Annotated in this window: 12 protein-coding genes and 1 pseudogene; 11 read left to right on the plus strand and 2 right to left on the minus strand. The window is 61.1% G+C overall.

Annotated elements, in window-relative coordinates; all coding sequences use genetic code 11:
• Positions 1-246: 246 nt before the first annotated feature.
• The 7 genes from ACJ8KE_RS00065 (at position 247) to ACJ8KE_RS00095 (ending at position 4658) form a co-directional block, all read left to right on the plus strand.
• Positions 247-573: a phage holin, lambda family gene (locus ACJ8KE_RS00065; protein WP_004936551.1), complete on the plus strand. Its 327-nt coding sequence runs from the start codon at positions 247-249 to the stop codon at positions 571-573.
• Positions 563-964 carry a M15 family metallopeptidase gene (locus ACJ8KE_RS00070; RefSeq protein WP_049299551.1) on the plus strand — a complete coding sequence of 134 codons (402 nt, stop codon included), beginning with the start codon at positions 563-565 and terminating at the stop codon, positions 962-964. The genes ACJ8KE_RS00065 and ACJ8KE_RS00070 overlap by 11 nt, the downstream gene beginning before the upstream one ends.
• Positions 961-1338 carry a DUF2570 family protein gene (locus tag ACJ8KE_RS00075; RefSeq protein ID WP_028127771.1) on the plus strand — a complete coding sequence of 126 codons (378 nt, stop codon included), beginning with the start codon at positions 961-963 and terminating at the stop codon, positions 1336-1338. Before ACJ8KE_RS00070 ends, ACJ8KE_RS00075 begins: the two co-directional genes overlap by 4 nt.
• Positions 1319-1492 (plus strand): Rz1-like lysis system protein LysC, encoded by a 174-nt coding sequence (lysC, locus tag ACJ8KE_RS00080; protein ID WP_033634179.1) that lies wholly within the window; start codon positions 1319-1321, stop codon positions 1490-1492. The genes ACJ8KE_RS00075 and lysC overlap by 20 nt, the downstream gene beginning before the upstream one ends.
• Positions 1493-1706: 214 nt before the next feature.
• The gene (maeB, locus tag ACJ8KE_RS00085) at positions 1707-3986 is read left to right on the plus strand and encodes an NADP-dependent oxaloacetate-decarboxylating malate dehydrogenase (RefSeq protein ID WP_016926766.1); all 2280 of its coding nucleotides are present in this window, start codon (positions 1707-1709) and stop codon (positions 3984-3986) included.
• A gap of 109 nt (positions 3987-4095) precedes the next feature.
• Positions 4096-4305 (plus strand): type II toxin-antitoxin system Phd/YefM family antitoxin, encoded by a 210-nt coding sequence (locus ACJ8KE_RS00090; protein WP_004936539.1) that lies wholly within the window; start codon positions 4096-4098, stop codon positions 4303-4305.
• Positions 4302-4658 carry a type II toxin-antitoxin system death-on-curing family toxin gene (locus ACJ8KE_RS00095; RefSeq protein WP_025303801.1) on the plus strand — a complete coding sequence of 119 codons (357 nt, stop codon included), beginning with the start codon at positions 4302-4304 and terminating at the stop codon, positions 4656-4658. The genes ACJ8KE_RS00090 and ACJ8KE_RS00095 overlap by 4 nt, the downstream gene beginning before the upstream one ends.
• Positions 4659-4667: 9 nt before the next feature.
• Here ACJ8KE_RS00095 and mmuM read toward each other — a convergent pair.
• Positions 4668-5587 (minus strand): annotated as a pseudogene (gene mmuM, locus ACJ8KE_RS00100) (homocysteine S-methyltransferase).
• The gene (gene mmuP / locus ACJ8KE_RS00105) at positions 5577-6986 is read right to left on the minus strand and encodes an S-methylmethionine permease (RefSeq protein ID WP_025303799.1); all 1410 of its coding nucleotides are present in this window, start codon (positions 6984-6986) and stop codon (positions 5577-5579) included. Before mmuP ends, mmuM begins: the two are co-directional and overlap by 11 nt.
• A gap of 177 nt (positions 6987-7163) precedes the next feature.
• On the opposite strand from mmuP, the gene ACJ8KE_RS00110 reads away from it, so the two are divergent.
• From ACJ8KE_RS00110 to ACJ8KE_RS00125, 4 genes are all read left to right on the plus strand, one after another.
• Positions 7164-8003, plus strand: a complete 840-nt coding sequence (locus ACJ8KE_RS00110) for a ChaN family lipoprotein (protein ID WP_016926769.1) — start codon at positions 7164-7166, stop codon at positions 8001-8003.
• A gap of 102 nt (positions 8004-8105) precedes the next feature.
• Entirely contained in the window at positions 8106-8903 is a 798-nt protein-coding gene (locus tag ACJ8KE_RS00115; protein ID WP_079450340.1) for an energy transducer TonB family protein, read from the plus strand.
• Positions 8904-8957: 54 nt separating this feature from the next.
• Positions 8958-11084, plus strand: a complete 2127-nt coding sequence (locus tag ACJ8KE_RS00120; RefSeq protein ID WP_442517049.1) for a S9 family peptidase — start codon at positions 8958-8960, stop codon at positions 11082-11084.
• A 120-nt stretch (positions 11085-11204) separates the two neighbouring features.
• Complete coding sequence (locus ACJ8KE_RS00125; RefSeq protein ID WP_016926772.1) at positions 11205-13445, plus strand: TonB-dependent receptor domain-containing protein; 2241 nt, start codon at positions 11205-11207, stop codon at positions 13443-13445.
• Positions 13446-13465: the final 20 nt, after the last annotated feature.

Consider the following 13465-nt stretch of genomic DNA (forward strand, 5'->3'; position numbering starts at 1 on the left):
TCGCCATTAATGTTTATTTTCCTCGGGAATAAAAGTCGAAATAAATCACCATAAGAATGAATTTTTATTAACTGCCGCATGCATTGGCGTTTTATGTGTTGTGCCAACGTTCAGCGTGAATGAATTCGACCATAGGGCCTGTATTTATTCATTTGCTTTGTAATAGCATCCTTAACTAGATTCTGAGTATCCGATGTCCCGCCGGCCGTGATTGGCATTTAATTAAAAATAAAAAGGAGATGAGCTATGTCCAGCATAGAGCCTGACGCTGTTGGCTTAATAGTCCAGCGAGTATGTGAATATCTTCAGCCGGTATTGAACGCCATTCTGGCCGGCGTGATGGCGCTATTACATGGCGCTTACCGCAACGTGGGAATTCGGCGCCGTTTATTGAATGCGGCGATGTGCGCGTTATTGGCCTGGACGGTGCGCGATGCGCTGGCGCTGATGGGCCTGGAATTAAAGTGGGCGAATTTGGCCAGCGTACTGATTGGTTTTATGGGGGCGGATTACATCAACGCCTTAATTAAAAAATTCATCGGCAAAAAGACGGGGTTTAAAAATGTTAAATGACATTGAAGAGATTCGTTTTACCGCCCGCAGCGAAGAGAACCTGCGCGGTGTGCACCCGGATCTGGTGCGCGTTATTCGCCTGGCGCTGCGTTATTCGCTGGTGCCGTTTTCCGTCAGCGAGGGGCTGCGCAGCATGGCGCGCCAGCGGGAAATGGTGCGCGCCGGCAGCAGCCAAACGCTGCGCAGCCGCCACCTGACCGGGCACGCGGTGGACGTGGTGGCGATGCCGGCGGGCGTGGCCTCCTGGGAGTGGGATTACTACGCGCAGATTGCGGTGGCGGTGCGGCGCGCGGCGCGTGAATGCGGCATCAACGTCGAATGGGGCGGCGAGTGGAAAACCCTCAAGGATGGCCCGCACTTCCAACTGCCGTTCCGGGACTATCCGGCATGAGCGGCTGGCTGCAAAAACTGATGCAGGGCGGCTTGCTGCTGTTGTTGCTGGCGGCCATCTGCCTGGGCGGCTATAGCTCGCTGTTGTCGCACCAGTTGGCGTCCGCGCGGCAACAGGCGGCGGAACTGCAAAAAAGCCTAGCGCAGCAGGCGGGGCTTATCGCCACCTTGCAGACACAGGATGCGCAAAATCGCGCGCTGATGGCGGCGCAGCAGCGGCAGGAACGGCAGTTGCGCCAACAACACGAGGCTTATCAGAGGAAATACCGTGAAGCGATTAAAAACGATCCCTGCGCCGCTCAGCCTCTGCCTGGCGCTGTGCTTGAGCTCCTGCGCCCGGCCGACGCCGCAGGCCGTGCCGCTGTTGCCCCCTGAGTCGGTGTTCGCTCCCTGTGAACAACCGCAGTTAGAGGGAGAGACCTGGGGGGATGCGGTGAGCTATGTCCTGGCGTTACAAACCTCGTTACACATTTGCGCCGGCCAGGTGGAGACGCTCAACGCCTGGCGCGCCACGCTGCCGCCGCGCTGACGGCGGCGTTTCTCTGCTCGTCTCGCAGATCTTCTTTTTTTACTTTTAAAACGCTCTTTCGACCAAGGTTATGGCGCGCTTCAAAGTTTGTGATGTTTCTCTCACTATACTTCAAGGCTGTGCCCTGTCATTGTAATTGGGCGCCATGGCCCACGGCAGGGCGCAGCCTCAAAGCCTTACCTCAACATAAAAGCAAAAAACAAAGGAATCCATAATGGACGAACAGCTCAAACAGAGTGCCCTTGATTTCCATCAGTTTCCTGTCCCAGGGAAGATCCAGGTTTCCCCTACCAAACCGTTGGCGACCCAGCGCGATCTGGCGCTGGCCTATTCGCCGGGCGTCGCCGCGCCTTGCCTCGAGATCGCCGAAGATCCGCTGGCGGCCTACAAATACACCGCGCGTGGCAATCTGGTGGCGGTGATTTCCAACGGCACGGCGGTACTGGGTCTGGGCAATATCGGCGCGTTGGCCGGTAAGCCGGTGATGGAAGGCAAGGGCGTTTTGTTCAAGAAGTTTTCCGGTATCGATGTATTTGATATCGAAGTGGATGAGCATAACCCTGACAAGTTAATCGATATTATCGCCGCGCTGGAACCGACCTTCGGCGGCATCAACCTGGAAGACATCAAGGCGCCGGAGTGTTTCTACATCGAACAGAAACTGCGTGAGCGCATGAAGATCCCGGTATTCCACGACGACCAGCACGGCACGGCGATCATTACCACCGCTGCGGTGCTCAACGGCCTGCGCGTGGTGAAGAAGAATATCTCCGACGTGCGGCTGGTGGTGTCCGGCGCCGGCGCGGCCTCCATCGCCTGCCTGAACCTGCTGGTGGCGCTGGGGCTGCGTCAGCAGAACATCACCGTCTGCGATTCCAAGGGCGTCATCTATAAAGGCCGCGACGCCAATATGGAACAGACCAAAGCCGCCTACGCCATCGAGGATAACGGCCAGCGCACGCTGGGCGACGCCATCCCGAATGCCGACATCTTCCTCGGCTGCTCCGGGCCGGGCGTCCTGACGCAGGATATGGTGAAAACCATGGCGCGCGATCCGCTGATCATGGCGCTGGCCAACCCGGAACCGGAAATTCTGCCGCCGCTGGCCAAAGCGGTGCGCCCGGACGCCATCATCTGTACCGGCCGTTCCGACTACCCGAACCAGGTGAACAACGTCCTGTGCTTCCCGTTCATTTTCCGCGGCGCGCTGGACGTGGGCGCCACCACCATCAACGAAGAGATGAAGCTGGCCTGCGTGCATGCCATCGCCGATCTGGCGCTGGCGGAGCAGAGCGACGTGGTGGCTTCCGCGTATGACGATCAGGATCTCTCCTTCGGGCCGGAATACATCATTCCGAAACCGTTCGATCCGCGTTTGATCGTCAAGATCGCGCCGGCGGTGGCCAAGGCGGCGATGGATTCCGGCGTGGCGACGCGCCCGATCGAAGACTTCGACGCCTATGTGGAGAAGCTGGCGGAGTTCGTCTACAAAACCAACCTGTTCATGAAACCGATCTTCTCGCAGGCGCGCAAAGAGGTGAAGCGGGTGGTGCTGGCGGAAGGCGAGGAAGAGCGCGTGCTGCACGCCACGCAGGAGCTGGTGTCGCAGGGGCTGGCCTTCCCGATCCTGGTCGGCCGGCCGAGCGTGATCGAGATGCGCCTGAAAAAGCTGGGCCTGCAGCTGACGCCGGGCAAAGATTTCGAAGTGGTGAACAACGAGTCGGATCCGCGCTTCAACGAATACTGGGGCGAGTACTACCAGATCATGAAACGCCGCGGCGTTTCGCAAGAGCAGGCGCGCCGCGCGGTGATCGGCAACCCGACGCTGATCGCCGCCATCATGCTGCATCGCGGCGAAGCGGATGCGATGATCTGCGGCACCATCGGCAGCTACCACGAGCATTACGACGTGGTGAAGAACGTGTTCGGCTTCCGTGAAGGCGCGCACGTCGCCGGCGCGATGAACGCGCTGCTGCTGCCGAGCGGCAACACTTTCATCGCCGACACCTACGTCAACGACGATCCGACGCCGGAACAGCTGGCGGAGATCACCCTGATGGCGGCGGAAACCGTGCGCCGCTTCGGCATCGAACCGAAGGTGGCGCTGCTGTCTCATTCCAGCTTCGGCTCGTCTGACTGCCCGGCGGCGCGCAAGATGCGCAAAACGTTGGAGCTGGTGAACGAGCTGGCGCCGGAGCTGGAGATCGATGGCGAAATGCACGGCGACGCCGCGCTGGTGGAGAGCATCCGCCACGATCTGATGCCGGACAGCCCGCTGAAAGGCTCGGCCAACCTGCTGATCATGCCGAACATGGAAGCGGCGCGCATCAGCTACAACCTGCTGCGCGTCTCCTGCTCGGAAGGGGTGACCGTCGGGCCGGTGCTGATGGGGGTCGCCAAACCGGTGCACATCCTGACGCCGATCGCCTCGGTGCGCCGCATCGTCAACATGGTGGCGCTGGCGGTGGTGGAAGCCCAGACCGAACCGCTGTAAGCCCGGGTTGAGTGACTGGCCCCCTGCGCCGTTGGCGCCGGGGGCTTTTTTATTTCCAGCGGGCGTGGTACAAATAATCGTCAAATATGTACATGTACAGGTAAAGAAAATGACTACGATTAGCTATACGGCGGCGAGAAACAATTTGGCCGAGGTGCTTTTGGAAGCGCAAAAACAGCCGGTGGAAGTGACGCGCCGCGGACACGATGAGGTTTACATCATCAGTAAGGCCGACTATGAGGTTTTGGTCAAAGCCAAAGTGAAAGCGCGCATTCAGGCTAAACACGCGGATACGATTAAGGCGCTGGCGAATAGATGATCTTTTTGACCGCAGAGGATATTGCGGAGTTCAATGCTGAAATTGTGCCTCACGGCCGCCAGGAAGGCAGCAAAGTTGAGGCTGTAGCCAACCGCGTGCTCAATGCTTACCACTACGAGAACGTCACAGACGTATACCGCTTGGCCGCGCTCTATCTCATCGCCATCAGCCACGGTCACATTTTTCTTGATGGCAACAAACGTACGGCCTTCCAAAGCATGGCGCTATTTCTCGGTATTAATGGCATTGCACTGCGGGAAGACGCAGAACTGGTCGAAATTACGGTTGAAGCAGCTCAAGGCCGCCTCAACGTAGAACAAGCCGCTGAACACTTACGCCGGCTAACCGAATAACCCCCCTGCTCATTTCTTGCAGCGCGCGGCGATGGCGCGAATATCCTGCGGTGTGGTGCGGCAACAGCCGCCGATCAATTGCGCGCCGCCTGATCGACCAGGCTGCCGTGCTCGCCGTCGCAGGCGTGCCAGGTTTTGCTGACCGCATCGTAGTGCTCCCCGGAGTTTGGGTAGACCAGCAGCGGCTTGTCGGCCAGCGCGTTCAGTTGACGCAACGCCGGGGCGACCTTGTCCAGCGCGATGCAGTTGATGCCGATCGCCAGCACCTGCGGATTGCCGCGCAGCGCGGACATGACCTCCGTCAGCGGCGTGCCGTCGCTGAGGTGTTGGCTGTCGCGCAGGGTGAAGGCGAACCAGGCGCCGAGCGTCGGGAACTCCTGCAACAGCGTCAGCAGCGCCTGTAGTTCAGCGAACGACGGCAGCGTTTCGCAGGCCAGCAGATCGACGCCGGCGGCGGCCAGCGCGGCGAGGCGAGGGCGGTGGAAGGCAATGAAGTCATCCTGCGCCAGCCGATAGTCGCCGCGGTATTCCGAGCCGTCGGCCAGATAGGCGCCGTATGGGCCCACCGAGCCGGCGATCAGCAGCGGCGCCGCTTGCGGGTGCGCGGCCAGATAATCGCGGCGCGCCCGCTGCGCCAGCTGCACGCTTTTGGCGATCAGCGCCAGCGACTGATCCTGATCCAGGCCGCGGCGCAAGAAGCCCTGCGGCGTGGCCTGATAGCTGGCGGTGATGGCGCACTGGGCGCCGGCGTTGAAATAATCGAGATGCACCTGATAGATAAGCTCGGGATTTTCAATCAGCACCTTGGCCGACCACAGCGGATCGGTCAGGTCGCAGCCGCGCGCTTCCAGTTCGGTGGCCAGCGCGCCGTCCAGGATCAGCGTCGACTGTTCGGCCAGCAGGCGGGCGACGGGGTTGTTAACCGACATGTTGTTCTCCCAAAGCATTTTTTTGCCCGGCGCGCCGGGTCAGGAAATAGGTGAGGTAGCACAGGGCGACGAACGGCAGCCCGCAGTAGAGCGCAATACGCTGCTCCGGATCGAACGCCAGCCCGATGCAGGCCAGCAGGCACAGAGCAAAGCCGAGGATCGGCGTCAATGGATAGCCGGGCGCGCGGTATTTCAGGCCGCTTATCGGCTGGCCGCTGCGCAGGTAGGCGCGGCGGAAAGCATAGTGGGCCGCGCAGATGCTCAGCCACACCGCCACTACCGCAAAGCCGGAGATCGCCGACAGGGCGACGAACACCGTGTCCGGCGCGATCACGCTGGTCAACAGCGCCAGCACGCCGCCGAGCATGCTGAAGGTCAGGGCGTTGATCGGAATGCCACGCGCATTGACGCGCGCAAAGTAGGCCGGCAGGGTGCGCTGGTGGGCCAGCGACCACAGCATGCGCCCCGAGGCGTACAGGCCGGAGTTGGCCGCCGACAGGATGGCGGTCAGGATCACGAAGTTGAAGATATCGGCGGCGTAAGGCACACCGATGCGTTCAAACACCAGCACGAACGGGCTTTTGACGATCCCCGCCTGATCCATCGGGATCAGCGCCGCCAGCACGAAGACCGTGCCGATAAAGAACAGCATCAGGCGGATCACCGTGGTGCGGATCGCCAGCGGCACGACTTTTTCCGGGTTCTCGGTTTCACCGGCGGCGATGCCGATCAGTTCCGTGCCGGAGAAGGCGAAGTTCACCGCCACCATGGTCATCAGGATCGGCAGCGTGCCGTGCGGCAGCCAGCCGGAAGCGGTCAGGTTGTGCAAGAACGGCGCCGGGGTGCCGTCTTTCATCGGCAGCAGGCCGAACATGGCGGCGCCGCCCAGTATGATGAACGCCAGAATGGTCACCACTTTGATCAGCGAAAACCAGAATTCACTTTCGGCGAAAAAGCGGGTGGTCACAACATTGAGCAGGAAAATCGCCGCGCAGAAGATCAGGCACCACAGCCACACCGGCGACTGCGGGAACCAGTACTGCATGCAGAATCCGGCCGCGGTCAGGCTGGAGCCCAGCGCCACCGTCCAGGTCAGCCAATACAGCCAGGCTACGGCATAGCCGGTGGCCGGCCCCAAATAGCGCGAAGCGTAGACGTGAAAGGCGCCGGTTTCCGGCATCGCCACCGACAGCTCACCCAGGCACAGCATCACCAGATACACCACCAGCGCGCCGATCAGGTAGGCCAGCAGCGTGCCGAGCGCGCCGGTGGTGGAGATGATGTAGCCGGTGTTGAAAAACAGCCCGGTGCCGATCACGCCGCCCAGCGACAGCATCACCAGGTGCCGGGCCTTCATGCTGCGTTTGAACTGTCCTGCGGCGGGTGCCGATGGTTGCATAATAATCTATCCGTATAGACGTCTAAATATCTGAATGGCTATTGGTTATACCCGCAATGCTTTTTCAACGCAATGCGCAGCCGGCGATCGCCGCGTAAAAAAATCGTTAAGCCAAATCTATATGCAAATGATAATTATTATCTATAATGTCGCCATTTTCGATAATGGGGCAACATGATGAGATATCTGATTTTATTGGCGGCGTTGGCGCTTGGCGCCTGCAGCCAAACGCCGGTTAAGACACCGGCCAGCGACGTCGCGAGTTTGGGAAGCATCACCGATCTGCACAGCGGCGCGGCCCTGACGCCGGAGCAGCTGTTGACGCGATTGGCGCAGCAGCCGCGGGTGATCCTGGGGGAGAAGCATGACAATCCTTACCACCATCAGATTGAGCAATGGCTGGTGCAGCAGTTGCCGCAACGGCGGCCGCAGGGCAGCGTGCTGATGGAGATGATCAACCCGAACCAGCAGGCGCAGGTCGACAAGGTCAAACAGTGGCTGCAGAGCGATCCCACGGTGCGTGACGGCCGCGTAGCGGAACTGATCGCCTGGCAGCCGGGCTGGAAGTGGGAGCTGTATGGCGGGGTGACGATGGCGGCGATGCGCGCGCCTTACCCGCTGTGGTCGGCCAACCTGGATCGCAGCGAGATTACGGCGTTCTATCAGCAGCCGCAGTTCCCGGCGGGGCAGCTATCGGCGCAGCCGGCGGTGCGCAAGGCGCTGGAAGAGACCATCCGCACTTCGCACGGCGGCAAGATTGAGGCCGACCAGCTGCATGCGATGCTGGCGATCCAGCAGCAGCGCGATCGGCGCATGGCGGAACGTTTGCTGGCGGCGCCCACGCCCGCGCTGTTGATCGCCGGCGGCTATCACGCCGCCAAATCGGTAGGGGTGCCGCTGCACGTGCGGGATCTGCAACCGGCGGCGGTGCCGACGGTGCTGATGCTGGCGGAACCGGGCGTACAGGTCGATGCGAACACCGCAGACTACCTGTGGATCACACCATCAGTGAAATGAATACGTTAAGAGAGTGAAAAGGGGTGTTAATTATAGTTGCAAATGATTATCATTAGTAAATGTGATCTGCAATCATTCGCAATTAAGCAAGCTAATGCCCCTATGTTAAGTCAGTCTTACTCCCTCCCGGCCTTTGAACTGCCGCAGCCGCGCTGGGCGCGCGGCCTGCTGCTCGCCCTGGCGGCTCACGCGGCGTTGGTGCTGCTGTTTTACTGGCCGCAGACGGCGCGGGAGCCGGTGGTGTTGCCGCCGCCGGCGGTGATGATGAGCTGGGCGGCGCAGATTGAAGCGCCGGAAAGCAAGCCACTGCCGCTGGGCGTGCAGCAGGCGGAATCCGCCGCGGCGCAGCCCGCTGAGCAGCAGCAACAGCCGGATCTGCCCAAGCTGGCGCGCGCCGATAAAGCAAAAATCGTGACGGCGCAGAAGAAGCGCGCCGAACACCGTCCCCCGCAAAAAGCGCAGCCGAAGCCGCAGGAACAGGCCAAAGAGACGCGCAATGCCGCCGCGTCCAGCGCCGCCGCGCCGCAGGCGCAGACGCTCTCCCACCACACCGCCGCCCCGATCAACAGCGACGCCAACAGCAACGCGCAGGCCAAGCTGTCGTGGGAGAGCCTGGTGAAAGGCAAGCTGAACCGCATCAAGGATTACCCTTTGGATGCCCGCAGCCGCCGGCGCAGCGGCATGCCGCAGGTCAGTTTCAGCGTCGATGCGCAGGGGCGGGTATCGAACGTGATCCTGCTGGCGCGTTCCGGCACCGCGTCGCTGGATCGGGAAGCGGTGGCGGTGGTATCGCGCGCGCAGCCGTTGCCGCCGCCGCCGCCGGAGATGCTGCAGCAGGGGGCCGTCAGGGTGACGATGCCGATCGATTTCAATCTGGCGGAGCTGAATGCCCGCCGTTAATGCCCGCAGGCGCCGCATCGCCGTCGTGCGCCTCTTCAAACTTCGTGAGGGATTATGAATCCGCTGTTATTCACCCCGCGCCGTCGCATCGCGGCCGCGCTCTGGCTTTCTTTAGGCCTCGCCGGCGCCGCGCTGGCGCAACCGCAGCCGCCGTTGGCGGAACGCGCGCCGAAAGCGCTGACGGCGCATGGCGAGACGCGCACCGACGATTACTACTGGCTGCGCGACGACAGCCGAAAAGAACCGAAGGTGCTGGACTACCTGAAGGCGGAGAACCGCTATACCGAGCAGATGATGGCGCCGTACCAGAAGCTGCGCGCCACGCTGTATCAGGAGATGCTGGGCCGCATGAACCCTGACGATCGTTCAGTGCCGTATCAGCTCAACGGCTATCGCTATCAGGAAAGCTACGCCGCCGGTAAAGATTTCGCGCTGTATCAACGCCAGGCGCTCACCGCCGACGCGCCATGGCAAACCCTGCTGGACGCCAACCAGCGCGCCGCCGGCCACGCTTACTATCGCCTGGGGGCGATGGACATTAGCCGGGACAACCGCCGTCTGGCGGTGGCCGAAGATCTGCAGGGCCGCCGCCAATACCGCATCTCCCTGCGCGAGTTAGGCAGCGAACGCTGGTCGCCGGAAACGCTGGAAAACACCTCCGGCAACATGGTGTGGGCCAACGACAACCAAACCCTGTTCTACGTGCGCAACCACCCGCAAACGCTGCTGCCGTATCAGGTCTACCGTCATCAGTACGGCACGCCGCCGGCGGAAGATAAACTGGTGTATCAGGAAAACGATCCGGCGTTCTACCTCAGCCTCAGCCGTTCTTCTTCGCGTGACTACCTGATACTCACCATCAGCGGCAACACCACCTCCGAGGTGCGCCTGATCGACGCCAGCCAGCCGCAGCGCGAGCCGCAGCTGTTCGCCGCCCGGCAAAAAGGCCGCGAGTATTATCTCGATCACTACCGCGGCGAGTTCTATTTGCGTTCCAACCATCAGGATCCGAACTTCGGCCTGTACCGCACGGCGGCGGCGGGCAAACCCTGGCAGACGCTGATTGCGCCGCAGGCGCAGCACGAGGTGGAGAGCTTCAGCCTGTTCCGCGACTGGCTGGTGGTGCAGGAGCGCGCCAACGGGCTGGTGCAGCTGCGGCAAATCAGCTGGGACGGTAAAACCGAGCGCGCCATCCCGTTCGACGACGCCAGCTACATGGCCTGGCTGGGCTATAACCCGGAGCCGGACAGCGATCGGTTGCGCTACGGTTATTCGGCGATGACCACGCCGACCCGCACCTATGAGTGGGATCTGAACAAGGGCGAGCGCACCCTGCTCAAGCAACAGGAAGTGAAAGGCGTCGATCCCAGCCTGTATCACAGCGAACGCATTTGGATCGCGGCGCGCGACGGCGTGAAGGTGCCGGTCTCGCTGGTGTACCGCACATCGCTGTTCAAAAACGGGCATAACCCGCTGCTGGTGTATGGCTATGGCGCTTACGGCATGAGCATGGATCCGGCGTTCAGCGCCAACCGCATCAGCCTGTTGGATCGCGGCTTCGTCTATGCGCTGATCCACGTGCGCGGCGGCGGCGAGCTGGGGCAGCGCTGGTACAAACAGGGCAAACTGACGCACAAACCGAACAGCTTCAACGATTTCATCGACGCTACCCAAGCGCTGATCAACGACGGCTACGGCCAACCGGGGCGCATCTACGCCATGGGCGGCAGCGCCGGCGGTTTGCTGATGGGGGCGGTGATCAATCAGGCGCCGCAGCTGTACAACGCGGTGGTGGCGCAGGTGCCGTTCGTCGACGTGGTGACCACCATGCTGGACGACAGCATTCCGCTGACCACCGGGGAATACGAGGAGTGGGGCAACCCGCACCAGCCGGCCGCCTATGCGCTGATGAAGTCCTACAGCCCGTACGACAACGTGCGCAGGCAGCGTTACCCGAACCTGCTGGTCACCAGCGGTTTGTACGACTCGCAGGTGCAGTATTGGGAACCGGCCAAATGGGTGGCGAAGCTGCGGCGCTTCAAGCAGGGCGATTCGCTGCTGCTGCTTTCCACCGACATGACCGCCGGCCACGGCGGCAAATCGGGTCGCCTGGCGCGGCTGGAAAACGGCGCGCTGGAGTACGCCTTTATTCTGGCGGCGGATCGGCAGGCGCAGAAATAACCTTCAGCGCCGCGGCACGCTGCGGCGCAATAAAACAATAACAACTTTTACCGCGCTTTCGGCGGGCTTTTTGCTGGGCATTGTCGGCCATCAAACCTTATTGGCTATTTCTGGGGATATATGAAAATCAAAATGATAGCGAGCCTGATCGGCGCGGGACTGGCGCTGTACGGGCCGGCTGCGGCCGCGCAGGAACAGGCGGAAAATAATAAAGGCAGCGTGGCGTTCAGCCCGCTCAACGTCTCGGCCGCCGACGGCGGCAAGAGCAGCGAAAAAGAGGCGTTGGCCAGGCCGGGCGCGTTCAGCTCGCGCGACGAAAACAAAAATCTGGAGTCGGTGGACAGCATTCTGCGCAGCATGCCGGGCACCTATACCCAGATCGATCCCGGCCAGGGATCGGTCAGCGTCAATATTCGCGGCCTGAGCGGCTTTGGCCGGGTCAACACCATGGTCGACGGCATCACGCAAAACTACTACGGCAACTCGCCGAGCGACGCGGCGCACGGGGGATTGCCCACCAGCCAGTTCGGGGCGCTGATCGATCCTAACTTTATCGTCGGCGTCGACGTGGCGCGCGGCAACGCCACCGGTTCCGACGGGGTGAACGCCCTGGCGGGCAGCGCCAACTTCCGCACCATCGGCGTGGACGATGTGGTGTTTTCCGATAACCCGTTCGGCGTGCGCACCAAATTCTCGGTGGGCAATAACGGCATCGGCCGCAGCGGCATGATCGCCGTGGGCGCCAAAACCGCCGCTTTTGCCGACGGCGGCAGTCTGGGGGCGATGGCGGCGATCAGCGGCAGCTCCATCACCTCCAACTACAAAAACGGCGCCGGTTTCGACAGCGAGATGTTCAACGTCGATAAAACCTACCGCCAGAACCCGAAATCCCAGCTGTTCAAGGTGGACATCAAGCCGGATGCCTTCAACAGCATCGAACTGTCGGCGCGCAGCTACCAGAATAAAATCACCCGCCGGCACATCGACAGCGACGATTTCTACCTTAAATACCACTACGCGCCGTTCTCCGAACTGATCGATTTCAACCTGACCGCCAGCACCAGCCGCGGCGAGCAGAAGTTCATGTCCGACAACATGGCGGGATTCAGCGACAGCACGGCGAAAAACATCTCCGATGCGCTGGATATCAACAACACCAGCCGTTTCAGCCTGCAGGACGTCGATTTCGCGTTCAGCTACGGCGGCAAGCTGGTGCGCAACGAGTATAAGAAAAAGGCCTCCGGTTTGGTGACGGATGACAATCAGGCGGAAAGCATGCCGGTGGGAATGTCGGGCAAGCAGGATATCTCCAGCCTGTACAGCGGCCTGCAGGCCAACTACGGCATCTGGCAGGGGAATTTCGATCTGAACTACACCGCCTATCGCCTCTCCGGCTATAAGCCGGCCTGTGACGAGCGCGTAGAGTGCTTCCCGCAGGGCGCCGGCAATATCAACCGTAACGAACACGGCTTCAACCCGTCGGTCATGCTGTCGGCGCAGGTGACGCCGTGGCTGCAGCCGTTCGTTAGCTACAGCAAGTCGATGCGCGGGCCGAATATCCAGGAGGTGTTCTTCGCCAACAGCGGCGGCCAGTCGATGAACCCGTTCCTCAAGGGCGAAAAAGCGGAGACCTGGCAGGGCGGGTTCAACGCCAATGCCCACGATCTGTTGTTCAAGCAGGACAGCTTCCAACTGAAAGCGGTCTATTTCGAAACCAGGATCAAAAACTACATCTCCAGCCAAACCTACCTGGTGTGTAAAGACCGCCAGAAGTGCAACCGTTCGCAGGCGACGCAGGAAGAGTGGGATAACGCGGACGTCAACGTCAGCATGACCATGTACAGCAACGCCCCCGAACCGGTCAAAATGCGCGGTGTGGAGATCGAAGCGCTGTACGACGCCGGTTTCGCGTTTACCAAACTGTCGTTAAGCAAGGAGCATACTTCCCAGCCGACCAACCAGGCCAGCAACGTGTTCGGCGCGGGTGATGTCAGCGAACTGCCGGAATTCTACTTCACGCTGGACAGCGGGGTGCGCCTGCTGGACGAGACATTGACGCTGGGCGGGGTGGTGAAATACACCGGCAAAGCGGTGCGCCTGTCGCCTGATTCCACTCTCGATGAAAACGAACAGTTGATGAAGGAGCCGGCGCCGCATATTCCGACCATTATCGATCTGTACGGCACCTATCAGGTGAATCGCAATCTGCTGCTGAAGCTCAGCGTGCAAAACCTGATGGACAAGGACTACTCGGACGCGCTGAACAAGATGAATTCGCTGCCTTCGCAGTCACAAGATTTCACGCCGACCAACACCGCCCGTGGGCGGACTTATATCTTCGGGGGGGAGTTGCGCTTCTAAACCGCAGCAGAGCAGGGCGC

This window comes from Serratia sp. CY56464 (assembly GCF_052168435.1).
Lineage (GTDB): Bacteria > Pseudomonadota > Gammaproteobacteria > Enterobacterales > Enterobacteriaceae > Serratia > Serratia marcescens.

Coding starts and splice junctions, on each gene's coding strand:
- ACJ8KE_RS00120 (WP_442517049.1), top strand. CDS start 8,958: ATGAATCCGCTGTTATTCACCCCGCGCCGTCGCATCGCGGCCGCGCTC.
- ACJ8KE_RS00065 (WP_004936551.1), top strand. CDS start 247: ATGTCCAGCATAGAGCCTGACGCTGTTGGCTTAATAGTCCAGCGAGTA.
- mmuP (WP_025303799.1), bottom strand. CDS start 6,986: ATGCAACCATCGGCACCCGCCGCAGGACAGTTCAAACGCAGCATGAAG.
- ACJ8KE_RS00075 (WP_028127771.1), top strand. CDS start 961: ATGAGCGGCTGGCTGCAAAAACTGATGCAGGGCGGCTTGCTGCTGTTG.
- ACJ8KE_RS00125 (WP_016926772.1), top strand. CDS start 11,205: ATGAAAATCAAAATGATAGCGAGCCTGATCGGCGCGGGACTGGCGCTG.
- ACJ8KE_RS00090 (WP_004936539.1), top strand. CDS start 4,096: ATGACTACGATTAGCTATACGGCGGCGAGAAACAATTTGGCCGAGGTG.
- ACJ8KE_RS00110 (WP_016926769.1), top strand. CDS start 7,164: ATGAGATATCTGATTTTATTGGCGGCGTTGGCGCTTGGCGCCTGCAGC.
- ACJ8KE_RS00070 (WP_049299551.1), top strand. CDS start 563: ATGTTAAATGACATTGAAGAGATTCGTTTTACCGCCCGCAGCGAAGAG.
- maeB (WP_016926766.1), top strand. CDS start 1,707: ATGGACGAACAGCTCAAACAGAGTGCCCTTGATTTCCATCAGTTTCCT.
- ACJ8KE_RS00115 (WP_079450340.1), top strand. CDS start 8,106: ATGTTAAGTCAGTCTTACTCCCTCCCGGCCTTTGAACTGCCGCAGCCG.
- ACJ8KE_RS00095 (WP_025303801.1), top strand. CDS start 4,302: ATGATCTTTTTGACCGCAGAGGATATTGCGGAGTTCAATGCTGAAATT.